The organism is Ralstonia sp. AU12-08 (genome assembly GCF_000442475.1).
GTDB classification, from domain to species: domain Bacteria; phylum Pseudomonadota; class Gammaproteobacteria; order Burkholderiales; family Burkholderiaceae; genus Ralstonia; species Ralstonia insidiosa.
This window is the reverse complement of sequence record NZ_ASZV01000042.1, coordinates 26,957-50,168: the sequence shown is the minus strand read 5'-3', so window position 1 is coordinate 50,168 and position 23,212 is coordinate 26,957. Positions and strand designations below refer to the sequence as shown.

General features: G+C 66.1%; 22 protein-coding genes. 8 read left to right on the top strand and 14 right to left on the bottom strand.

Annotation, left to right across the window (positions count from 1 at the left end):
* The first annotated feature begins 68 nt into the window (after positions 1 to 68).
* The 3 genes from C404_RS0130245 to C404_RS49675 all read left to right on the top strand — a co-directional run bounded on the left by C404_RS0130245 (position 69) and on the right by C404_RS49675 (position 3,100).
* Positions 69 to 1,514 (top strand): helix-turn-helix domain-containing protein, encoded by a 1,446-nt coding sequence (locus tag C404_RS0130245; RefSeq protein ID WP_021196284.1) that lies wholly within the window; start codon positions 69 to 71, stop codon positions 1,512 to 1,514.
* 198 nt (positions 1,515 to 1,712) lie between these two features.
* Positions 1,713 to 2,801, top strand: coding sequence for a DMT family transporter (locus C404_RS49680; protein WP_021196283.1), 1,089 nt, complete (start codon positions 1,713 to 1,715; stop codon positions 2,799 to 2,801).
* Entirely contained in the window at positions 2,798 to 3,100 is a 303-nt protein-coding gene (locus tag C404_RS49675) for a hypothetical protein (protein ID WP_021196282.1), read from the top strand. Before C404_RS49680 ends, C404_RS49675 begins: the two co-directional genes overlap by 4 nt.
* Positions 3,101 to 3,289: 189 nt before the next feature.
* Here C404_RS49675 and C404_RS49670 read toward each other — a convergent pair whose 3' ends face one another.
* The 6 genes from C404_RS49670 to C404_RS49645 form a co-directional block, all read right to left on the bottom strand.
* Entirely contained in the window at positions 3,290 to 5,395 is a 2,106-nt protein-coding gene (locus C404_RS49670) for a phosphocholine-specific phospholipase C (RefSeq protein WP_031329789.1), read from the bottom strand.
* Between the two features lie 441 nt (positions 5,396 to 5,836).
* Positions 5,837 to 7,027, bottom strand: a complete 1,191-nt coding sequence (locus tag C404_RS49665) for a VanZ family protein (protein ID WP_021196279.1) — start codon at positions 7,025 to 7,027, stop codon at positions 5,837 to 5,839.
* A gap of 89 nt (positions 7,028 to 7,116) precedes the next feature.
* The gene (locus C404_RS49660) at positions 7,117 to 7,785 is read right to left on the bottom strand and encodes an ABC-type transport auxiliary lipoprotein family protein (protein ID WP_021196278.1); all 669 of its coding nucleotides are present in this window, start codon (positions 7,783 to 7,785) and stop codon (positions 7,117 to 7,119) included.
* A 9-nt stretch (positions 7,786 to 7,794) separates the two neighbouring features.
* Entirely contained in the window at positions 7,795 to 8,766 is a 972-nt protein-coding gene (locus C404_RS49655; protein WP_021196277.1) for an MlaD family protein, read from the bottom strand.
* Positions 8,767 to 8,775: 9 nt separating this feature from the next.
* Positions 8,776 to 9,651, bottom strand: a complete 876-nt coding sequence (locus C404_RS49650) for an ABC transporter ATP-binding protein (protein ID WP_021196276.1) — start codon at positions 9,649 to 9,651, stop codon at positions 8,776 to 8,778.
* Complete coding sequence (locus C404_RS49645) at positions 9,648 to 10,772, bottom strand: MlaE family ABC transporter permease (protein ID WP_021196275.1); 1,125 nt, start codon at positions 10,770 to 10,772, stop codon at positions 9,648 to 9,650. The genes C404_RS49650 and C404_RS49645 overlap by 4 nt, the downstream gene beginning before the upstream one ends.
* 187 nt (positions 10,773 to 10,959) lie before the next feature.
* On the opposite strand from C404_RS49645, the gene C404_RS49640 reads away from it, so the two are divergent.
* The 3 genes from C404_RS49640 (at position 10,960) to C404_RS49630 (ending at position 13,576) form a co-directional block, all read left to right on the top strand.
* A complete protein-coding gene (locus C404_RS49640) occupies positions 10,960 to 11,844 on the top strand; it encodes a biotin--[acetyl-CoA-carboxylase] ligase (RefSeq protein WP_021196274.1) in 885 nt (294 codons plus the stop codon).
* Positions 11,841 to 12,707, top strand: coding sequence for a type III pantothenate kinase (locus tag C404_RS49635; RefSeq protein WP_021196273.1), 867 nt, complete (start codon positions 11,841 to 11,843; stop codon positions 12,705 to 12,707). Before C404_RS49640 ends, C404_RS49635 begins: the two co-directional genes overlap by 4 nt.
* Before the next feature lie 92 nt (positions 12,708 to 12,799).
* Positions 12,800 to 13,576, top strand: a complete 777-nt coding sequence (locus tag C404_RS49630) for an SPOR domain-containing protein (protein ID WP_021196272.1) — start codon at positions 12,800 to 12,802, stop codon at positions 13,574 to 13,576.
* Positions 13,577 to 13,580: 4 nt separating this feature from the next.
* Here the strand turns inward: C404_RS49630 and rfaE2 are convergent, their stop codons facing one another.
* Together rfaE2 and C404_RS49620 are read right to left on the bottom strand one after the other, a co-directional pair.
* Positions 13,581 to 14,078, bottom strand: a complete 498-nt coding sequence (gene rfaE2, locus C404_RS49625; protein ID WP_031329787.1) for a D-glycero-beta-D-manno-heptose 1-phosphate adenylyltransferase — start codon at positions 14,076 to 14,078, stop codon at positions 13,581 to 13,583.
* A gap of 83 nt (positions 14,079 to 14,161) precedes the next feature.
* Positions 14,162 to 15,022: a ferritin gene (locus C404_RS49620; RefSeq protein ID WP_021196270.1), complete on the bottom strand. Its 861-nt coding sequence runs from the start codon at positions 15,020 to 15,022 to the stop codon at positions 14,162 to 14,164.
* Between the two features lie 440 nt (positions 15,023 to 15,462).
* On the opposite strand from C404_RS49620, the gene C404_RS49615 reads away from it, so the two are divergent.
* Positions 15,463 to 16,149 carry a glutathione peroxidase gene (locus C404_RS49615; protein WP_021196269.1) on the top strand — a complete coding sequence of 229 codons (687 nt, stop codon included), beginning with the start codon at positions 15,463 to 15,465 and terminating at the stop codon, positions 16,147 to 16,149.
* 4 nt (positions 16,150 to 16,153) lie between these two features.
* On the opposite strand, the gene C404_RS49610 is transcribed toward C404_RS49615, so the two are convergent.
* The 6 genes from C404_RS49610 to C404_RS49585 form a co-directional block, all read right to left on the bottom strand.
* Positions 16,154 to 17,338, bottom strand: a complete 1,185-nt coding sequence (locus C404_RS49610) for a patatin-like phospholipase family protein (protein WP_021196268.1) — start codon at positions 17,336 to 17,338, stop codon at positions 16,154 to 16,156.
* Positions 17,339 to 17,341: 3 nt separating this feature from the next.
* A complete protein-coding gene (locus C404_RS49605) occupies positions 17,342 to 18,241 on the bottom strand; it encodes a PhaM family polyhydroxyalkanoate granule multifunctional regulatory protein (RefSeq protein ID WP_021196267.1) in 900 nt (299 codons plus the stop codon).
* Positions 18,242 to 18,279: 38 nt separating this feature from the next.
* Positions 18,280 to 19,101, bottom strand: a complete 822-nt coding sequence (locus C404_RS49600) for an enoyl-CoA hydratase/isomerase family protein (RefSeq protein WP_021196266.1) — start codon at positions 19,099 to 19,101, stop codon at positions 18,280 to 18,282.
* Positions 19,102 to 19,163: 62 nt separating this feature from the next.
* A complete protein-coding gene (locus C404_RS49595; RefSeq protein WP_031329784.1) occupies positions 19,164 to 20,333 on the bottom strand; it encodes an ABC transporter substrate-binding protein in 1,170 nt (389 codons plus the stop codon).
* Positions 20,334 to 20,433: 100 nt separating this feature from the next.
* Positions 20,434 to 21,087, bottom strand: coding sequence for a hypothetical protein (locus C404_RS49590; RefSeq protein WP_021196264.1), 654 nt, complete (start codon positions 21,085 to 21,087; stop codon positions 20,434 to 20,436).
* Between the two features lie 92 nt (positions 21,088 to 21,179).
* A complete protein-coding gene (locus C404_RS49585) occupies positions 21,180 to 22,184 on the bottom strand; it encodes an LLM class flavin-dependent oxidoreductase (protein WP_021196263.1) in 1,005 nt (334 codons plus the stop codon).
* 106 nt (positions 22,185 to 22,290) lie between these two features.
* Here C404_RS49585 and C404_RS49580 point away from each other — a divergent pair, with 106 nt between their 5' ends.
* Entirely contained in the window at positions 22,291 to 23,211 is a 921-nt protein-coding gene (locus tag C404_RS49580) for an IclR family transcriptional regulator (protein ID WP_021196262.1), read from the top strand.
* The last annotated feature ends 1 nt before the right edge of the window (position 23,212 follow it).

Here is a 23,212-nt window from a genome sequence, read left to right as displayed (position 1 = left end):
ATTGGATAGTTTTTCGCTATTTTTGAGGCGTTATACTGTCGCGAATTACTCTCAGTAAATTCCGCTCCATGACCGCTGCTTCACTCCCGTCGTCTGACGGACCGCTCGATGACGACAGCTTTGCCGGCCGCCTCAAAGGCGTGCTGACGCGCGGCCGCATCCAGCTCAAGCAGGTGGCGGCGGCGCTGGGGGTGTCGCCCTCGGCGGTGCATAAGTGGACGCGCGGCGGCGAGATCGAATACGCCAACCTGCTGGCGCTGGCGCGCTTCCTGAACGTGAACTGGCTGTGGCTGCGCTACGGTGATCGCGCGCTGGCCGACCTGGAAGCCAACCTGAGCACCGACACCCGCGCCCGTGAAGGCCGCCAGAAGCACCTGGCCGCCATCATGGAAAGCGAGGCACGTATGACCTTCGCGCAGGAGATTTCCGGCGTGGTCACGTGGGAGTGGAATCTGCTGACGGATGCGGTGGCGTATTCACCGAACGCCGCGCGCCTGTTCGGCCGGCCGATCCGTACGCTGGAAGATTTCTGGCACTGCGTCGCGGCCGAAGACGCGCCGGGTGTACAGGCCGCCATCGCGCAGAACCTGGCCGAAGGCGGTGTCTACGCCCATGAATTCCGCATCAACCCGGCGCCGGATACGGTGCGCTGGATCGTCTCGCGCGCCACGCTCGTGCGCGATGCGCAGGACCGCCCAGTCAAGATGATCGGCCTGAGCCTGGACATTACCGAGCGCCGCACGGCCGAGGCCGCGTTGCGCGATTCGGAAGCGCTGCTCGCCAAGGCACAGCAGATCGCCCGCCTGGGAAGCTGGGTCTGGGAGCCCGGCAGCGATGCCTGCCGCTGGACCGACGAGGCGTATCGCATCTTCGGCTGGGTGCCGCAGGCTACGCCGGTGACGATGGCACGCTACCTGGAAGCCATCGTTCCCGCCGATCGCGCTCGCGTGCAGGCCGTGCTGGACCAGGCCGTGACCACACGCCAGCCGTATCGCGTGGAATACACCATCGCCCTGCCCGATGGCACGCGCCGTCATATCCATGAGGAAGGCGAGGCGCAGGACCCAACGGCTGCCACGCCCACCATGATTGGCGCCGCGCAGGACGTGACCGCCGAGGTGGAAGCGCAGGCCGCCTTCCGCGACAGCGAAGCCAAGCTGCGCACGCTGTTCGAGCAAGTACCGGTCGGCATCGCGCAAGTCAGCCTGGAGGGCCGCTGCCTGCGCGCCAACCCGTGGCTGTGCAAGCTGCTGGGGCAGCCCGAGGCCGCGCTGCAGCAGCGCACGCTGCTCGACCTCACACACCGAGATGACCTTGCGCGCCACCTGCGCCAATACGGCGAGCTGCTCGCCGGCACGGTGCCAACCTATGCGCTCTCGCTGCAACTGGTACGCGGCGATGGCTCGGCCGTACCGGTGCGCGTGACCACCTCACTGGCGCGTGATCCGGCCACTGAGGCGCCGTTGCACCTCATCACCGTGGTGGACTTGGTGCCTGAGGCAGGTGCTTCCTAACGCACCACCGTCACTTGACGTTGCATACGTCAACTTCTGACAAACCCGTCAATCGTTGCGACTGATTTTCCGGCATGCCTGGAGGGCCGGCTTAGACTCACCCCGAAATACCTTCAGTTAATTTATGCACCTCCAGTAACTTACGCACCACCCGCATGATGCATCGCGGGCACGGCGCACAGAACAAGGAGACCGGTTTTGGCTTCATCTTCCGCCGCCCGCGCGGCACATCATCGACGTACGCTGCAGTGGGGCTACCGCTGGGCGCTATGGGCCGCGATTCTGTGGGGCGCCTGGTACGTGCCGGGCACGGCCGTCTGGCATGAATCGCCATTCGGTGCGCTGGACCTCTCCGATCCGCGCGTCTTCCTGACCTGCGCGGCCGTCATTACGGCATTCCACAGCTGCATGGTGGTGCTGTTCCAGTGGGTGTGGCTCGGCACGCTCGGCAAGCTGGGTGATTACTTCCGCACCATCGGCCAGTTCCGCAAGATCTCACGCTGGTACTTCATTGCCGCCGTGGCCGGCGGGCTGATGGCCAACTTCGGCTCGTACCTGGCGATGGGCTACGTGGGCGCGGTGTTCGCGGCGGTAGCCGGCCTCCTCTACCCCGTGGTGGGCGCGACGGTGGCCAAGCTTTGGTACAACGAGCGCATCAGCGCGCGGGCGGCGGTGGGCATCGCCATCATCATCCTGGGCGGCGTGGCGATCTACGCGCCGGCGCTGATGGCCGAGTCGCACAGCGGCGGCAACCAGTGGATCGGCTACCTGGGCGGCGCCATGGCCGCCATCGGCTGGGGGCTGGAAGGCGCGATCGTCGGCCGCGCGATGGACGTGACCGACCCCGACTGCGGCGTCTCCATCCGCTACACCGCCGAGGCCATCTACTGGGTCGTCCTCATCCTGCCGGCCATCGCGCTATTCGCACATGTGCCAGTGCCCGTCACAACCATCGTCTCCGGCATCGTGCACAGCAAGGCCCTGCTGTGGCTGGCGGTGGGCGGGCTCACCTTCTCGTTCTGCGCGGTGGCCTGGTACAAGTCCTTCCCGCTGATCGGCGTCGGGCGCGGGCAGGCGCTGGGGGCGTTCTACGCGATGTTCGCCACGATCTTCACCGCCGTCTTCACGCTGCAGTTTCCGGAGTGGTACTTCCTGATCGGGCTGGCGCTGGTGATCTTCGGCGGCTTCGTGATGGTGTCGGAAAGCTCGGAAAACCTTGAAGTGATCCGCGGCACGGCACCTGCCATTCCCACCACAACAACAGCAACCACGGAGACACACGCATGAAGCTGCACATGAAGGGCTACATCCTGCAATTGCTGGCCGACGGCGACGGCCTGTGGGACAGCGACATCGCCCATCGCACCTGCATCGAATACGGCAAACCCGAAGACGAGTACTGGACGGGCAGCATCCGCGCCATCCTGGCCGACCTGTACTCCGGCGGCCTGGTGCAAACCCCCGAAGACACGCTGGACGAAGCCACCGGCAAGGTGCACTTCCGCTATGTCATCACCGAGTTTGGCCGCCAGCGCATGGCAGACACCGGCCTGATCGAAGTCGAACCGAAGGAGACCACGCAATGAACTACTGGGGCTATCCGTTTGCCGACGTGCTGGCGATCGCGATGATCGTCGGGTTGAGTGCGCTGGCGCTGTATCAGGCACGCACGTATACGAAGCAGCTCTGACGCTGCGCATCCTATCGATGCAAGCAAAACGGCCCGCTGACGTCACTGTCAGCGGGCCGTTTTGATTGGGTTCTGCCGCTTCTTCTTAGGTGCCCAGTGCCGGGTCCGACACGCTCGGGCGATCCGTCTCGACGTGGCCGGCCAGGCGGCGCTGGAAGCCGGCATCGGTGCTGGCCGTGATGGTCAGGTCGTACCAGGCGTGCTGGCCGCGCAGGTCCAGGTACACCGAGGCATCATCCCCGCCACGCACTTCACGCTGCACGGTGGCGCCCGTATAGGCGTTCTTGATCGTGAAAGTCGTGTGCGCACGGCCGTGGTTGATCAGGCGCAGCTCCAGGTTGCCGTTGGCCACGTCGTAGCCTTCCTTCACTTCCAGCGCGCGGCGGCCTTGCGGATGCAGCAGGCCCGACAGCGTGAGCTTGCCGGCAAAGCGGCGCAGGAAGCCATTCGGGCCGTGCACCGTGAAGTCGTATGCGCCACCGGCACCCACCGGCAATTTGTCCGACAGGCGCTTACCGGCTTCCACCGTGTAGGTGCGCGGCGCATCCACGCTGCCGGCCGTGTAGACGAGGAAGGCCGCGCCCACGTCGCCCGTGTTGACGAAGTCGAGCTGGAACTTGGCAGCGGCCTCGTCGTGGCGGCCGCGCACGAACAGTTCATACGGCAGCGCGCGCGCCGGACGCACGCCGCGCTCTTGCTTGGGCACGGCTTGCAGCAGCGGCGGCAGCGGGATGTAGTCCGGATGACGTGCGTGGTCCTTCGGCACGTAGGCCGCGGTGCTTGGCAGCGCCGGCACCACCTCGTTGGGTGTGGCGAAGTTGAACGCCGACGTCAGATCGCCGCACACCGCACGGCGCCACTTCGAGATGTTCGGCGACTTGACGTTGTGCGTGCGCTTAAAGCGCTGCTCGATGAAGCGAATGATCGAGGTGTGGTCGAACGTTTCCGAGCAGACGAAGCCGCCCTTGGACCACGGCGACACCACCAGCATCGGCACACGCACGCCCAGGCCGTAGCTGCCCGCGCCGTACTTGGCATTGCCCGGGAAATACTCGCCCGTGGTGTCGACGGTGGACAAACCATTGCTGCCCGACGATGCGAACGGCGGCACGAGGTGGTCGAAGAAGCCGTCGTTCTCGTCGTAGGTGATGAACACGGCGGTCTTGCTCCACACCTCGGGGTTGGAGGTGAGGATCTGCAGGACCTGGTCGATGTACCACGCACCGTAGTTGGCCGGCCAGTTCGGGTGCTCGGAGAAGGCCTCTGGTGCGGCAATCCAAGACACCTGCGGCAGCGTGCCGTTCTGCACGTCGCGCTTGAGGATGTCGAAGTAGCCGTCGCCGGCGGATGCGTTGGTGCCGGTGCGCGCCTTGTCGTACAGCGGGGTGCCCGGCTGCGCGTTCTGGTACTGGTGGAAGTACAGCAGCGAGTTGTCGCCGTAGTTGCCGATGTAGGCGTCGCTCGTCCAGCCCCACGAGCCGGCGGCGTTCAGGCCGGTGCCGATGTCCTGGTAGATCTTCCACGAGATGCCGGCGGCTTCGAGCACCTCCGGGTAGGTGGACCAACCGTAGCCGGCTTCCGCATTGTCGATCACCGGGCCGCCACCGACGTTGTCGTTGCCGACATAGCCCGTCCACATGTAGTAGCGGTTCGGATCCGTCGACGTGGGTGTCGAGCAGTGGTAGGCGTCGCAGATGGTGAAGGCGTCGGCCAGCGCGTAGTGGAACGGAATGTCCTGACGCGTCAGGTAGGCCATCGTCGTGGTGCCCTTGTGCGGGACCCAGCCGTCGTAGCGGCCACCGTTGACGGCAGCGTGCGTGTCATTCCAGCCGTGCGGCAGGTCTTGCAGGAACTGCAGGCCCAGATCCGGTGCGCTCGGGCGAAACGGCAGCACTTCACCCACGCCGCCGGCCAGCGGCTGATGCCACACGCTCTTGCCCGTGGGCAGCGTGACGGTGCGCGTATCGCCATACCCGCGCACGCCCTTGAGCGTGCCGAAGTAGTGGTCGAACGAGCGGTTTTCCTGCATGAGGATCACGATGTGCTGCACGTCCTCGATATTGCGGTGCGCGTTATGGGCTGGAATTGCCAGTGCCTGGCGAATGCCCTCGGGCACCGCACCCATGGCTGCGGATGCAGCAGCCAATTGGGCGGCAGAACGGAGAAAACCACGGCGGCTCTTGGAGGTCATGTTCTCTACCTGTTGTCTGTGTTGGGGGGGTGGGGGAACAACACGGGGCAGCGTCTGACTGATCGGGGCGTCAGTCGACGGTATGCATTACGGGTGGCGCCAGGCCGTCGTGCGCAGCGGTGGGCAAAGCGGCGGCCCGCGTGGAAGACGGGGAAGACGAGATCGACGGGGAAACCTGGGATGGCGCCCGCACGACGGCAGGCACGTGCGGATCAGCGGCATCGCAGCCAGCCAACGCAAAAGGGAATGCCACCGCAGTCAGCAACACTGGGCGGAAGAGGCGTCGACTGGCAGCACGGCTTGCAGACACGGATGACCTCCTGATGACTCGGGCGGTCTGTCCATGCAGCGCGCGCCTGTCACTCAACAGGCGCTAAGGTAGAAAGGAATCGTGTCGGCCACGTGACGGCGGCGCACGCCATCGCGCAAGCGGATGCGGGGTCAGTCTTGGGGCCGGTTGGCACGCCGCTCCAGCTGGGTCTGCTCGGCCCGCCAGGCAAGGTAGCCGAGGCCGAGGAACGGCCACAGCCAGCCGATCCATTGCGACAGACTATTGAAATGGACGAAGCGCCCAAGCCGCCAGCTTTGCGCCGACACCCACGAGTACGGGCTCGGCGGCAACACGTTGGACAGCAGGATCAACGCCATCAGCAGCGTCATCGCCAGCGCGCCGCGCAGCCAGCGCGGCAGGCGCACCAGCAGCACCAGCACCAGCGAGCCCACCACCAGCCCGAAACGCGCGCCGGATGAGAGCCAATCCCACGCGCCGGCCAACGGAAACTGCAGCAGTGTCGCCCCGGCCTTCAACAGCAGCGCGCTCGCCAGCAGTGCCGCCAGCAGGCGCAACAGCGGCGCACCCCGGCGCATGGCCACGGTGGCCAGCAGCCCGGTGCCGATCCAGCTGCAGGCGGTAATGAGCGCCTCCAGCAATTCCTGACGCTGCAGGGCCTCGGGGTGTGCCTGCAGCCGGTCATGCCAGTCGAACAATTCCGGAAACCAGCTGTTGATGACGCTGGTGAGGAACGCGTCCGGCGACGGATCCAGCACGATGCTGCGGATCACCCCGCCCATGCTGAAGAGAAATTCCTGCGGAAAAATTTGCGCGAACGGCCACAGCAACAGCAACAAAATCGCAAAGGTGGCATGCGGCTCGAACCAGTGGCGGCGCAGGCGGCGCAGCCCGCCCCGGTCGATCAGCCGCGCCGAGAACGGCAGCATGACAATCGCCCCCAGCAGCGCGCCCAGCGTATTGGTCGCCAGATCCACGTTGGACGACACGCGCGTCGGCAGATACGTCTGGATGGCCTCCATCGCGCCCGAGAGCAGCAACCCGGCCCCCAGCGCGATCAGCACCGCGCGCCAGCCGGTGATGCGTGGATGCAGCGCCAGCACCGTCAGCATGCCCAGCGGCATGTAGCCCCACACGTTGGTGACCACGTCGAAGACGGTGTTGTAGCGCGGCAGCGGCGCGGTCAGGTACGCAAACGGCGAGACCCCTGTGTCCGTCCAGCCCGCAAACGGATACAGGCTCGCATAGACCACCAGGAAGACGAAACAGGCCAGCCCGGCGCGTGCGAGCGGCGAGTGGCGATGCGGGGTAGGCGTGGAAGGTTGTGTGTGGAGGTCCGGCACCGGCGGGAGCTGCAGTCAAACTGGGGCGCAATGCCCATGATACCGTCCGACGCCGCCGGACGCGGACGGTTCCCTCTTCCGGTGGAAGGTCAGCGCGCGCGCACGGCCGGTTGCGATGCCGCCGTGGGCGTGTGGGCAGCCAGCGGCAGCGCAGCCACCCAGTCGAGCACCTCGCCGATGGCACGATCGGATGCCTGCGTGAGCGCCGCCACGCCGCCGGCCGCATCGGCGCTCGGGGCGGGTGCGTCGGCCTGCACCACGCGCTGGTCGACCACCTCGCGCGACTTGAACACCGTCGCCCGCAGGCGTACCACCCCCCGGCTCGCACCCGGCTGGTCAAACACTTGCGAGAAGTCGACCAGTTCGACACGCAGCATCGGCACCTCCTGCCCGGCATAGCCGACCACCTGGCCGCGCGCGGCGGCGGCGTTGCGCAGGCGGGCGTCGAACAGGTTCACCGGCGATTCCACCCAGCGGCTGTTGGCATACGCGTCAGTACGCTGGCTTTGTGCGTAGGCGAGGCGGTAGTAGATGGCATTGCCATCCATCCAGCTCGGGCCGGCCACCTCGGCCACACGCAGTGCGGTGGGCAGGCGCACGCCACTGGCGGCCATGGGCGCGAGACCGAAATCGTAGAGCGCAGCCGGCGCAACCGGTGCGCTGGAGCACGCAGCCAGCGCCGTCACGAGCAACAGTGGGGCGGACAGCGCAAGCGCGCGGCTGAGTGTGGGACGCAAGACAGCAGACAACATCGACATGGATTCTCCTCAGGGCTGGCGGGCAGCGGGCGCCGTGAAACCGGTCTCGCCGGGGCCGGGCGATCCGGGCGCGGGACCAAACAGCACGCTTTGCGGCCGGGCGTTGAAGCTTGTCACGGCGTTGTCGAAACCGCGCACGGCCTGACGGGCCTCACGCGCAAAGCCGTTAAGCTGCGGCAGCGTCTCGTACGTCAGCACATTGGCGGCCGATTGCATCGACTGGGTGGCGGTGGCCAGGTCCGAGCCCGCGCCGGAAATTGTCGTCAGCAGCGGGCCCTTGGGGTCGGACAGCGTTTGCGACAGCTTGCGCGTGGACGTGATCGTAGCGTCCAGGTTGTCGGCAATCTGCGGCAACTTGCGCAGGGTCGGCTCGGCCTGTTTCGCGAGCGTGCTGTAGGCGTCCATGGTCGTCTGGAACGACTGCATCGTGTTGGTGAGCTGCTGGCGGTGCTCGTCGTCAAACATGATCGACAGCGAGTTCAGCGTCTGATCCAGCTTGGAGAGCATCTGGTCGCCGCGCTTGTCCAGTTCATCCAGGAAGCCCGCTTCCATGCGGATGCGTGCCGGCTCCTTGGCCGAGGTGGCGAGGTGCTCCGGATTGGGTGCGCGCTTGCCGCTGCCGTTACCCTGATCGAAACCGCGATCGTCCAGCTGCACATAGGCAAGGCCGGTCACGCCCTGGTACGCCAGCCGGCCATAGGTGGTGGTGGTGATGGGCGCATCCTTGTCCACCAGCACACGCACCACGATCTGCCCCGGCACCTTGTCGTCAAAGCGGATGCTGTCGACCTTGCCGACATCCAGGCCGCGGTACTTCACGGCGGCCTGCGGGTTCAGCCCGTTGACCGTCGAGCGGGTGACCACGTCGTACGGCACGCGCACGGTCTGGTCGCGGTTGAACCACGTCACGGCGAGCGCAACAAAGATCACCAGCCCGATCGTGAACAGCCCGGCCAGAAATGCGTGGGCTTTGTTTTCCATCAATCCTCCCTACTCGTCCTGCAGCGAAAGCGAGGCGGCGGCCACGGCTTCCGTCATCTCAGGGCCCAATGCCATCAGGGCCCGCTTGCCCCGCTCACCCAAGAAGTACTCCTTGATGAACGGATGGTCGATCTGAATGATCTGCTCCACCGGCTTGGCCGCCACCACCTTGCGGTCGGCCAGCACGGCAATGCGGTCGGACAGCGCCACCAGCGTGTCCAGGTCGTGCGTCACCATCACCACGGTCAGGCCCAGTTCCTGGCGCAGCTCGCGGATGAGGGCAACGTAGTCGTCAGAAGCGCGCGGGTCCAGGCCGGCGGTGGGCTCGTCCAGAAAGACGAGTTCCGGCTCCAGCGACAACGCCCGCGCCAGTGCCACGCGCTTGATCATGCCGCCGGACAGGTCCGACGGCATCTTGTCGGCGTCGGTGGATTTGAGCCCCACCATCTGCAGCTTGAGCATCGCCACCCGCACAATGAAGGCATCGGGCAGCGTACGCAACTCGCGCATCGGCAATGCTACGTTGTCGATCACCGACAGCGCCGAAAACAGCGCGCCATGCTGGAACTGCATGCCCCAGCGATTGCGCATCGACTGCAGATCGTTGCCGATCTGGCAGGTCAGCTCCTCGCCAAAGATGTGGATGGTGCCCGAGGTGGGCTTCTCCAGCCCAACCACCTGGCGCAGCAGCGTGGTCTTGCCACTGCCCGAACCGCCCACGATGGAGAGCACCTCGCCACGAAAAACATCCAGGTCGATGTTGTCGAGCACCGTTGTGTTGCCGTAGCGCTTGGTGACGCCGCGCACCTCGATCACGCGTTCGCGCGCCGGCGTGAGGGGCGGCGCGACCGGGTGTTCCAACTGGGGATGGCGTGGCCGCGTCATATGCCGACGTCCTTGAAGAGAATGGCGAACACCGCGTCCGCCAGGATCACGATGGTGATCGACACCACCACGGAGGTGGTCGTGCCCTCGCCCAGGCTCTGCGTGTTCGGCTGGATGCGCAGGCCGAAGTGGCATGCCACCAGCGCGATCAGCATGCCGAACACCACGCCCTTGCCGATGCCGAGCCACAGGTTGGCCACCGGCACCGCATCGGGCAGCGAGGTAATGAAATAGGTCGGACTGATGTCGAGCTGAAATTTGGCGGCCAGGATGCCGCCGCCCAGCGCCAGCAAGTCGGTCCACGCCACCAGCAGCGGCATGGCAATCGCCAGCGCAATCACCTTGGGCAGGATCAGCCGGAAACCGTGCGAGATGCCCATCACGCGCATCGCATCCAACTCTTCGGTCACCCGCATCACGCCAATCTGCGCGGTGATGGCCGAGCCTGAGCGCCCCGCCACCAGGATGGCAGCCAGCACTGGCCCCAGCTCGCGGATGATGGACATCCCCAAAATGTTGACGATGAAGATGCTGGCCCCGAACACGCGTAACTGATTGGCCGACAGGTAGCTCAGCACAATGCCGATCAGGAAGCCGACCAGTGCCGTGATACCGAGCGCCCTGTAGCCGGTGCTGTAGACATTGGCGGAAATCTCGCGCCAGGGGCCGAGGTGCGGCGCGCGCAAGAACCGCCCGAAGTCGAACATCAACTGGCCGACCATGGCGATGCCGTCGCGGGCATGGTCGAAGAAATCGAACATGCCGTTGCCGAGTATCGCCACCGGGTTGATGCGCGGCGCCAGGCGTTTCTTCCAGCCACCCGGGTCGAGCTTGGCGACGCGGTCGATCATGCGGCGCTGGTCGGGGCGGGCATCGAGGTGTTCGGGCCACGCGTTGCCCCAGGCGCGCCACAGGAGCTGCGCGCCAAAGTGATCGATGCGGCCGACTTCGGTCAGGCACCACGCGTTGGCGTTGTCCAGCCCGGCGCGAATCTGCTGGCGCGCGCTGCGCACGCCAGCCCGCTCGGCCAGCGCAAGCGTGGTCCAGTCGCCGGAGAGGAAGGCGACGGACTTCCCATCGACAACGCGAACCTCAAGCTGGGGCGTACGGCAGGTGATCAAACGGGGTCTCCGGGGGTCGGGTGATGCCGGGTGATGCTGAGTATCGGTCGAATTGTAGCCAACACACCGCCCGACACTGTCACACTGTGGGATTGATGCGCCGCTTAGTGCAAGCGCCGAGCCCCGGTTTGGAGGCCCCGCTCGTACAATGCGCCCATTCCCTGCGCGAATCTGATTGCCCTTTTTCATGTCTCTTGCCGAACCCTCCGCACGCTGGCGCCTCACGCGCGCACGCATCCAGCCCAGCGGCCCGGCTGCCGATTGGCCGGTCGAGGTGGTCGAGGCTACCGGCTCCACCAACGCCGACCTGATGGTGGCCGTGCGCAACACCGCTTGGCCTGCCCAGGCCGCTGGCCCAGGCCAGGCGCCGCTGCTGTCCGCCCGCGTGCTGGCCGCCCAGCGCCAAACCGCCGGGCGTGGCCGCCAGGGGCGCCCGTGGGATGGCGATCACGGCCTGACCTTCTCCATCGCCTGCGCCTTTGCCGGTGAACCGGCGCTGCTCGGCGGCCTGAGTCTGGCGGTCGGCGTGGCCGTTGCGGATGCCGTGGCAAGCTACGCCGAAACCCATGGCGGCAGCGCACAAGCCCTGACGCTCAAATGGCCAAACGACGTGCAGATCGCCGGACGCAAGCTGGCCGGCATCCTAGTCGAGACCGTACGCACCGCGCCCGGCCAGACCTGGGCCGTGATCGGCATCGGCCTGAATCTGGAGCGCCCGCACGTGCTGGAAAGTACGCTGGGCCGTGAGCTGTCGGGCGTGGAAGAACTGGCGGATGCGCCCGAGCCGAACGGGGTGTTTTCCGCACTGCTCACTGCGCTGGGGGAACACCTGCAGCGCTTTGGTGCGCAGGGCCTCGCGCCCTTCGTTGCGCCGTTCGCCGCACGCGATGCGTTTGCCGGCGAGCGCGTGCGCCTGTGGCAGGACGGCACCGTCGTGCTCGAAGGCGTGGCCCACGGTATTGATGCACAAGGTCGACTGGCGATCGAATCGGGCGGCCGCGTGCAGTGGATCCACAGCGGCGAGGTCTCGCTGCGCGGCGCGAAAGATGCGCAACTGCAGGAGCGGCCATGACAGGCCTGAAGGCTCCGCACTCGGCGCCCGCGCGGCCGCTGCTGCTGGTTGACGCCGGCAACACGCGCATCAAGTGGGCATGGATTGCCAGCGATGTCGATGCCCTGCCAGTGGAACCCGGTGATACGCCGTGGCAGCACGCTGGTGCCCGCTCACACGATCAGCTTGCCGAACTTGTTGAAGACTGGCGCGATTGCCATGCGCTGGGGGTCGCACCGCCCGAGGTGTGGATCAGCGCGGTGGCCGGCCCCGCGCTGCGCGACGCACTCACCGCACGCATCGCCCGCGTGTTCGACGGCGCGCGCGTGCGCATTGCCTCATCGGAAACCGAGACCGCCGGCCTGCGCAATGGGTATCGCGAACCCACGCAGCTCGGCACCGACCGCTGGGTGGGCGCGGTGGGCGCGCGCAGCCTGTGGCCCGACACCGCCCTGCTGCTGGTGACGGCCGGCACCGCCACCACACTCGACATCGTCTCGCCCGATGGCCTGTTTGCCGGGGGCCTGATCCTGCCCGGCATCACACTGATGATGCGCGCGCTCTCGCGCAACACGGCGCAACTGCCCGAAGTGGATATCAGCACCCTCAGCGCGCGCGATGCCGTTGCGCCGCCGTGGGCCGACAACACGCAGGACGCCATCGCCCTGGGCTGCGTCACGGCCCAGGCTGGCGCCATCGCGCAGACATGGCAGGCGCTGCAATCGCAATACCCCGGTCCGGCACGCTGCGTGCTGAGCGGCGGTGCGCGCTCGGCACTCGCTCCGCATCTGCGCATGCCGTTCCAGATGCACGATAATCTCGTGCTGCTTGGCCTGCAGGTACTGGCGCGCGCGAACCGGGAAGGGGCGGCGACGCTGGCATAAAAGGCCCAGCCCACCGTTTTCGTATTACCGTTGTTGCTGTCGCCGTGTTCCTGCATTCTGAGCCACCGTCCGAATCCCTCTCCGTCCGCACCATGACGCTTCGCCTCGCCCTGCTGCTCTTGCTGCTCGTCAACGGCGTGTTGCTGGCGGCCAATACCGGCGTGTTCGGGCCGAACGTGCCCTCGGCCTGGTTCGAAAGCGACCGCGAGCCCGAGCGCATGCAGCGCCAGATCCGCACCGAAGGAATCCGCATTCTTGAACCTGCGCCCGCCGCCGGCACTACGGCGCCTCAGACTGCGCCAGCGTCGTCGCCCGCAGCATCCGGCGCCTCGGCTGACACCAAGGCCAGTGCCGAACACACGGCGCTTGCCGCAGATACGGCGGGCAGTTGCACCGAACTCGGCGGCCTGACCGACGCGCAGGCTGCAAAGGGCCTCGATCAGCTCAAGCAAGTGGCTGGTGTACAGGTCGAACGCATCACGCGCCAGGAAGACAACCGCTGGTGGGTCCACATGCCTGCCCGCGACACGCGTGACGACGCCGAGCGCAAGGTGGCCGAGCTTAAGCGCCGCAACGTGGCCGATTCAGCCATCGTGCAGGAAGGGAATACGTTTGTGGTGTCGCTGGGCCTGTTCCGCGACAAGGAGCGCGCGCAACAGCGTCTGGATGAGCTGCGCGCCAAGGACGTACGCACTGCCGTGGTCACGCAAACGCGCCGGCTCGGCGCGCAGACCGCGCTGCGCGTGACCGCCACCGCTGATGCGGCCTCGGGCGTTGCAGCGCAACTCGCTACCCTCAAGAAGACACTCGGCGCCGATGAACTGCGCGCCTGTACCGCCTCTGCGGCAAACGTCACCGCATTGCGCTAAGCGCTCAGGACGTTGCGCGCACGCGCTTGAGCAGCGCGGTGGTCGAGCGATCGTGTTCGAACGGAATCGCCAGCGCCGTCCCGCCCCAGCTCCGCACCACACGCGTTTCTTCCAGCGCGTCGATGTCGTAGTCGCCGCCCTTGACGTAGATATCGGGGCGCACGCGCTGAATTAGTTCGACCGGCGTGCGCTCGGCAAACAGCACCACGAGGCTGACCGATTCCAGCGCCGCTAGCACGGCCAGGCGATCGTCCTGCGTATTGAGCGGGCGATCATCGCCCTTACCCAGCATGCGCACCGAGGCATCGGTATTCACACCCACCACCAGGGATGCCCCCAGCGCACGTGCCTGCGCCAGATACGTGGCATGTCCGCGGTGCAGGATGTCGAACACGCCATTGGTGAAGACGATCGGGCGCGGCAAGGCGCGCACGCGAGCCTCCACATCGGCGACGTCGCAGATCTTCTGTTCAAAGGCGGGTGCGGGCTGGCGAACGGTCATGGCGCAGAGAAAATCGGAGTGGAAAACAAAACGGCCCATCGAATCGATGGGCCGCCGCAGTTGGCACAGGCCAGTGGCAAGGATCAGGCCGCTTGTTCAGTGCCGGCCGAGCCGAGCAGACGTGCGTTGAGTTCCTTGCGGTAGCGGTTCAGGTCTTGCACGGTCTCGAAGGTGCGCTCGAACAGCAGACCCATGTTGTGCAGGATGCGCTCGATGACCTTCTTTTCCCAGCCAGCGTCGAACTTGATCTGCTCGTCGAGCCAGTGCTCGAGCCAGTCCGGGTTCGGCAGGCGGGATTGCACCGTGTCTTGCGGGAACAGCGCCTTGTTCACGTGCAGGTTGGTCGGGTGCAGCGGCTTTTCGGTGCGGCGGGCCGAGGCCATCAGCACGCCGATCTTGGCGAACGCGCTGCGGGCGTTATCACCGAACGTGCCCAGGTACTTCTTCATGTAGCGCAGGTAGGCGCCGCCGTGGCGGGCTTCGTCCTGCGACAGGTGCTTGTAGATCGACTTGATGACCGGCTCGGTGTGCCACTCGGAGGCACGGCGGTACCAGTGGTTCAGGCGGATCTCACCGCAGAAGTGCAGCATCAGCGTTTCCAGCGGCGGGGCCGGATCGAACTCGAAGCGCACGTTGTGCAGCTCTTCTTCGGTCGGCACGAGGTCCGGGCGGAAGCGGCGCAGGTATTCCATCAGCACCAGCGAGTGCTTCTGCTCTTCAAAGAACCACACGCTCATGAACGCCGAGAAATCGGAGTCGTGACGATTGTCGCGCAGGAACATCTCGGTGGCGGGCAGTGCAGACCACTCGGTGATGGCATTCATCTTGATGGTCTGCGCTTGTGCGTCGGTCAGCAACGACGCATCGAACGTGTCCCACGGAATATCCTTTTCCATATTCCAGCGGACCGCTTCCAACGACTTGAACAATTCGGGATAGAGCATGGTAAGCCTTTGAATTTGCAGGCGGATTCTAGCAGACATGCTTGACCGCTCCCGGTTTTTCATGGTCACCGGGGCAAAGAACGGTGTCTGCTCGTTTCCTCATCACAACAGGCCTGCCGGTGCCACGCATGCAACGTGGCTTGGCGACCCCCTTTGATACGCCGGGTTGTGGCGCATCGCCTCGCGGTGTGCCGCGATGTGATCGACGGCTATCTGGTGACCGTCGGGCCGTCGTCTTCTGTGGGGCGGGCCCATTCGTCATCTGGAACGTCGGGCACCCCCTCCAGTATAGGAAGCGCCGCGCCTCAGATGGGAGACAAGCGACGGTTGGCGTGCAATGCGCAACGCACTTTTGATGCGGTGCGGCCCCGGGGGCGTTATACCCTAGACTGAAGGCAAATCATGTATTGCCGCTGACTGTCGGCTTCTGGAGGCTCGCCATGTTGTTTTCCGCCATCGCGCTCACGTCCCACCGGCGCCTGTACCCGCACGGGTCAGGCGCACTGCGCCGGCACCACCTGCTGATCGTTGCCATCGCCATCGTCCTCGCCATCATTGCCCTGCTGCTGCCGCGCACCGGGCACGCGGCAACGGCGGAGCCCGCAGCACAACAGCCAACCGCTGCTGCGTCGGGCAGTTGCCCCGCCAGCCTGAACTTTCGCGTCAAACGGCTGCAAGACGACGCACCGCAAGACCTCTGCCAATACGCCGGCCGCGTGGTGCTGGTGGTCAATACCGCCAGCTACTGCGGTTACACGTATCAATACGAAGGGCTGGAAGCGCTCTATGCAAAATACCGCGACAAGGGGCTGACGGTGCTCGGCTTTCCGTCCAACGATTTCGAGCAGGAACCGGGCAATAGCAAGCAGATCGCCAGTTTTTGCTACAACACGTACGGCGTGAAATTCCCGATGTTCTCCAAGACCGCGGTGGTAGGCCCAAGCGCATCGCCGCTCTATGCGTGGCTGGCCACGCAGACGAAGCAGCCGCCCAAGTGGAACTTCCACAAGTACCTGCTGGACCGCAGCGGCCACGTGGTGGCGGTGTATCCGAGCAAGGTTGAGCCGGGCGACCCGACGCTCACCAAACGCATTGATGCGCTCTTGGCGGAACCGGCGCCGCATTGATGAATCAGGCCGCGCGCATGGTGTCGGGCACGACGCCATACAGAAACGCGGCCAGTTCATCGCGCCGCGTCTCAACGTCGCGCTCACCCAGGTCGATCAGTTCCTGCGTGTACTCCGGCTCGAACAACAGATAGCTGGCGAACGCCGCACCGCGCGCTTCAGTACCGCCGAGCGGCTTGAGCAGCGCGCGCACCGTGCTCGGCAGGCGCTGCACGTGGCGCGAGGCAATCAGCTCGATGCGCTCGGACGGCGCCATCACCAGCACTTCGATCTTGCGCCAGCCGTCGCGCGCGTCGGAAATCTCGGGGTTGCGGCTGACCATCGCGTTGATGTGCTGCAACCGCTCGATATCGGCTGACAGCCCATCGAGAAAGATGCTCGCCAGCGCCTGCCCGGCAATCTGCGCCAGTGACGGATAGCCGGAGGCCGGCACCGTGTCGTACCACCCCGGCTGCGAACGCGAGGCCGCCCCCACCACCAGAATGCGATTCGCGCCCAGGTGAATGGCCGGGCTCAGCGGCGACATCTGCCGCATCGTGCCGTCGCCAAACCACTCGTCGTTACCTTCAAGCTGCACCGGTTCCGCCGGAAAGATGAACGGGATGCTCGACGAGGCGAGCATGTGCGACACGCCAATCTGGTCGGCCACCGCAATCCGCTGCGAACGCCGCCACGGCAGTACCACGTGCGGCGACTGATAGAACGTGACATGGCGCCCCGTTGTGTACGACAACGCGGTGATGGCCAAGGCGCGCAACGCACCGGCATCGAATGCGGCCTGCACCTGCTGGCCGTCGTGCTGCGACGCCAGCAGTTCACGCAGCGGCGTGTTGTCGAACAGGGCACGCGGCGTATGGCCGGTCAGCCAGCCAAAAGCCAGCGCGGTCAGCCAGCGCGTACCGCTTGCGCCAACGCGGCCGACATCGGTGCGATAGACGCGATCCGCATGGAGGTTCGCCCAGAGCTCCGTGAGTGCCTCCGTAGCCTGCGTGAAGTCCTGCGCGCCGCGTGCCATGCCCAGACTGTTGATGGCTCCGGCTGAGGTGCCGCAGATCACGTCGAACGGCGTGCGCACCACGCCCGGTGCGTACTCGCGCGCAAGTCGCGCAATGCCGCGCAGCACGCCCACCTGATAGGCGGCACGGGCGCCGCCGCCCATCATCAACAGTGCGGTGCTGTCCGTCGACATCGATCAGGGCGTATCGTTGGTCGGCTTGTGCGGCGCAGTCTTGGCCGACGCCTTCTTGGCCGCGGTCTTGGCGGGGGCCTTCTTGGCGGCAGCTTTCTTCGTAGCCGGCCCGGCAGACTTGCCCGCAGGCGCCTTGGCGGCCGGCTTGGATGTCGCCTTGGCCGCTGCACGCTTCGGCGCGGCCGGCGCGGTCTTTTCTTCGATGTCCTCTGGCGTCGAGTCGAGCCCCTCCGCACCCGGCGCGCCGCCAAACCCAGGGAAGCCGCCGGGGAAGCCCGGCATCAGGTTCTGCGGCATGGGCATGGCAGCCGCGGCGGAACTGGCGATCTGGTTGAACTGCTGCTGCAGCATGTTCCACCACGGTGACGGGTCCAGCGCAGCTGCGGCTGCGCGCGCTGCAGCGTGGGCCTGAGCTTGCGCCTGCGCAGCGGACTGCGCCCGAGCCTCGGCTTCGTCATCGTCGGCGTCTTCGGCTTCGATCTCGGCTTCGTCTTCGGGGGTGGGCTCGTCGGCTTCGGCCGCCTTGGTGGCGGCGGTATGCGGCCAGGCCGGCTTCGGCTCGGCGGCAGGCTTGGCCTCGCTACCCGACAGCCCGTCGAACGTGGCTTTCATCGCATCGGGCGACAGCGCCGAGCCGAACGTTTGCAGTGCGACCAGCGTGGCACGCTGCACTTCCAGCCCCTGGATGGCGGTGCGCAGCAGGCTGGCGTTCAACTGCAGCCAGCTCTCCACGGCACGCAGGTCGTGGATGCGCTTGTCGAGCTCCTCCAGGTCCATCGGCGGCGCCGCAAAGTTGGCCATGCTGGGCATCGCGCCACCGGCCATCCCCGCCAGGCCGCCGCCCCACAGCTTGCGCAGAAAATCAAAGCCGCCTTCAGCGAAGTTGGGCATCTGGGTGAACATGGTGTCTCCTACAGGATCGGTCTTGGATCGGGCGCCGCTCAGGCGCCATCGAACGTGGGTGGTCGCTTCTGGCGCAGGCTCGCAATGCCCTCGCGCACGTCGGGGCCGGCAAACCCCATGAATTCAAGCGCCAGCGAGGTATCAAAGCTCGGCCCCGCCAGACGCAGCCAGTTGTTGAGTGCGTACTTGGTCCAGCGGATGGCCGTCTGTGAACCGGCAGCCAAACGCTCGGCAATCTCGAATGCGCGGTTGACGAGGTCCGACTCATTCACCGCCAGCGACACGAGGCCGATGCGTTCGGCTTCTTCGCCCGTCACGGATTCGCACAGCAGCAGGTAGTACTTGGCCTTGGCCATGCCGCACAGCAGCGGCCAGACAATCGCCGCGTGGTCACCCGCTGCCACGCCCAGGCGCGTATGGCCGTCAACGATGCGCGCATCCTTGGCGGCAATCGAGATGTCCGCCAACAGTCCGGCCACCAGCCCCGCGCCCACGGCCGGACCATGCATGGCGCTGACGATCGGCTTGTCGCAATTGATGAGGTTGTAGACGAGGTCGCGCGCTTCGTGCCAGACACGGGTGCGCACGTCAAAGCGATCGGCCATCTGCTCGACCAGGTGCAGGTCGCCGCCGGCCGAGAAGCCCTTGCCCTCGCCGCGAATGAGTGCCACGCGCACCGAGGGCTCGGCGGACACGTCGCGCCAGATCTCGGCCAGTTCGCGGTGCAGGTTGGCGTCAGCGGTGGAGAGCTTGCGATTGGCCGATTGCGCGGCACCCATCACGATCTCGAGGATGGGGCCATGCTGGACAAGCGTGAGCGCCTGGTAGCGGGCGAAGCGGGGAGCGAGCGAGGTCGTCATGATGGATCGGAATGTGAATCAAGCATAGCGGATGAGGCCGCGCCTGCAACGCCAGATGTGCGTCATGGCGACTTTGCCTCGTCAGCCAGACGCCATTCGCCACGGCGTATCTGCGCCATCACGCGGGCGCGCTGGTCCAGGCCGACGTGGTCCTGCGGGCTCATATTGACGACGCCGGTGCTGGTCGGCAGGTCACGCACATGTTCCAGCGCATCGCGCAGCGCTTCACGAAAGGCTGGCGTGCCCGGCTTGGCACGCTTGAGCGCCACCGGCACGGCGCGCTGCAGCAGCAAGCCAATGTCGCCCGTGTAGGCGGCGAAGATCGACACGGTGCGTTTGCCGAACGCCGCCTCGTAGCGGCGGGTGAAGTCGAGCGCCTGCGCCTTGGCCGGATTGCTGTCGGGCAACTGTGCGGCGACCATCACCGGGCCGGTGGGCACGTAGGCGCCCTCGCACTCCTTGCCGCAGAGCTTCACGAACTCGTTGTTGGACACGCCGTGGTTGAAGTAGATCTTGCCGGTGTAGCCGCGTTCGGCCAGCGCGCGTGCCGGCAGCGCGGCGGGCGTGCCCGAGCCGCCGATGACCACCGCATCCGGTTTGCTCGCCAGCAGGTGCAGCACCTGGGCGGTCACGCTGTTGTCGGTGGGCGAAAAGCGCTCGGTGTCGGTGATGCGGATGTGCTTGAGATCAGCAAAGCGCTGTACCTCGGTCAGGAAGGCCTCGCCCAGTGCATTGGCAAACCCGATATAGGCGATGGTCTTCACGCCATGGGCGGCGGCGTGCTCGGCGATGAGCGACGCCATGTGCGAATCCGAATGCGGTGTCTTGAAGATCCAGCGGCGCTGCGCATCCATCGGTTCGATCAGCCGGGCCGACGACGCCAACGAGATCACCGGCGTCTTGCCCTCGGCCGCCACGTCGATCATCGCCAGCGTGTTGGGCGTGGTGGACGAGCCGACGATCAGGTCCACGTTGGACTCGGTCATCAACTTGCGCGTGTTGGTAACGGCGCGCGTAGTGTCGGAGGCGTCGTCGAGCACGATGACCTCGACCTTCTCACCCGCAATCTCATGCGGCCACAGCTTGGTAGCGTTCTTCTCGGGAAACCCCAGCGATGCCTGCGGCCCCGTGGCAGACACCGTCACGCCGATGCGGATGTCCGCAAGCGCAGTGGATGAAAGCAATGCAAAACCAACAACTACGCCTGCATATCGCCAATTCGGTCGCTGCATCAGTCGCCGCATGGGTGTCTCCTCCCGTGGTTTTGGGAGAAAGCGTAGCGGTTTTGCGGCGGTTTGGCGATGCGGGTGCGCCCGGGCATCCAGCGCCTGCTTAGGCTGCCGCTGTTTGCTCCGGCACACGCTCGCCCAGTTGGCGCAATGCGTCGCCGTAGGCGCCGGCATCCATTTCCGCACTGGACTTGGCCAGGTAGTACGCCAGCCCAAGGCGCGACGACGTGCGCGTGAAGAGTTGATAGAAATCGCCCAGGTCATGCAGGCGCGCGACCTTCTGCCACGGGATCACCGCCGTCTTGCCGGTCGGCCCCTGCACCGATAGCGCGGCCGGTGACAGCTCCCAGCGGTGGAGCCCCTCTAGGCGCGCCACGCTGCGTCGGACCGACCGCCGAATGATGCGCGCGACAAAGGGGGCGATGGCCAGCTCAACTTTCGACCTGAACCTCAAGCCCAGACGTACGGTGAAACGCGTCAGCGCTGCGCGGCAGAACCACCAGAACACAACATAGAACAGCGAGACCAGTAGGTACTCGATGCTGAACAGGTGACCCGGTGGCCCAGCCAGCGGCCCCCAAACGGGAATCACAAGGGGGACCACCAGAAACCCAAGCGGCAGCCAGCGCAGCAGGAACGCCTCGATACGAATCCGTTCAGCGGCCTGCCGGCTTTCCAGCCGCGTGATGCGATTGGCTGTGATGCGGTCCGCCAGCGCCTGGCATTGCTCGGCACTGATCCGGAAACGTAGCTCCATGGCGCGTCCTCATTTGCGTTCGGCCGTGATTCTAGGGCCGCGCCGCCTGAATGAGAACAGGAGCGATTGCCGCAGCGTGTCCAGCCGTGGCACTACGCCGCCAGTGCCGTCAATCCAGCGCGCGGCAATGCCTCTTCCATCAATGCGCGCATCGATTCGAGCACGACCGCCTGCGGCATCAGACCGAAGTTATGCAGCGCCATGACGTGATCGACGCCCATGTCGGACAACCGCGCGAGCTTGTCGGCCACCGCATCCGGTGTGCCGAACAGGGACAGCCCGCTCGCCAACACGTCGTCATACGTTTGCCGGCGCGCATAGAGCCGCGTCGCGACATACAGGTCGAACGGCGCTGCAGCAGCCTCGCGCACCGCCGCTTCCGTCGGGCCGACATGCGTATGCAGCGCCACCGCCGCCATGCCACGCGTGTCGTAGATGCCGGCTTCCGCCAAACCGCGCCGGTAGTCGTCCATCAGCAAGCGAATCTCGTCGAAGCCCTCCACCGACGCATACGGCACGAACAACATGCGCCGCCCCTGCCGGCCGATGTGGTACGCCGCCTCGCGCCGCAGGATCGCCACGTGGATCGGCACCGTAGCCTGCACAGGCAGCACGTTCAGGCGCACGTCGCGCAGCGTGTGGAACTGGCCTTCGTGGCGCACGCGCTCGCCCGCGAGCAAACGTTGGACCAGCATCAGCGCCTCATCAAAGCGCTCGCGCTTGATGGCCGGGTCCACATCGTAGCCCTCGAACTCGTGCTTCAGATACCCCGAGCCCACGCCCAGCGACAGCCGCCCGCCCGAGAGCGCGTCGACCATCGCGTAGTTCTCGGCCACGGTGGCCGGATGGTGAAACGTGAGGATGGAGATGGCGGTGCCCAGCCGCAGCCGATGCGTGTGCGCGGCCAGGTGCGACAGGAAGACCGCTGGATTGGGTACGGCGCCGTATTCGTGAAAGTGGTGCTCCGCCACCCAGAAGGTGTCGTAGCCCAGCGCCTCCGCATGGCGCGCCTGGGCGATGACGTCTGCGTAGAGTTGCGGCAGACTGCGGTGCCGGTCCGGATAGTGGTCCTGCACGGAAAAGATCGACAGCTTCATGGCGTCTCCGGGGTTCTCGGTGTCTTTTCCAGCGCGCAGGGCCGCCGCGCTGGTTGTATCTTTTTACGTAACGCGTATCTTATAAAGCGACACCCGAGACTTCAAGATGCTTCCTGAAGACACCCTGCCGATTGGCGAATCCCCCGACGAACTGCCCGCGGAACCGCTGGACGAACATGCGCCCCCCGAGCGCACCAGCGCCGGCATCCAGTCCGCCGAAATCGCGCTGACGGTGCTCTCGGAGATGGCGCGCACGGGCGGCGCACACGCCGTCTCCGAGCTGGGCCGGCAGCTCGGCATGCCGCGTGCCAAGGTGCATCGCTATCTGGTGTCATTGGAGCGCATGGGCTTTGTCGAGCAGGACCCGGCCTCGGCACGCTACCGGCTGGGGGCGCAGGCACTGCAGGTGGGGCTGTCGGCGCTGTCGGACGTGGACTTCGTGCGCGAAGGCAGCAACATGCTGCCCAAGCTGGCCGAGCGGCTGAACGAGAGCGTGTTCCTCTCGATCTGGACCGAGCGCGGCCCGGTCATCGTGCGCTGGGAAGACGGCGGGCGGCCGGTGACGGTCAACGTGCGCGTCGGCTCGGCCATGCCGCTGCTGAACTCGGCGACGGGCCAGGCGTGCGCCGCCTGGATGCCCGAAATCCAGATCGTTTCGCTCATCGACCGCGAGCTGCGCGGCCCCGGCGCCGGCAAGGCCGGCCTGACCGATTGGCTGAACTGCCGCGCACGCTGGCAGACGGTGCGGCACGAAGGCGTGGCGCGCATCGCCGGCACGCTCATCAACGGGATCGACTCGGTGGCCGTGCCGGTGCTGGATGCACAAGGCAAACTGGCGGGAGCCATCACCGCGCTGGGGTTGTCCAGCGTGTTCGATGCCACCCTGGAGGGGCCAGCCTCACGGCTATTGCGCGAGGCCGGACGGGCGCTGTCGCTGCGCCTGGGCTACCACGGTCAGGCCATGACGGCCGGTGCTGCGCAACCCAAGCGCGGGCGCCGTGCAAAGGCTGCACCTGAATCAGCGTAAT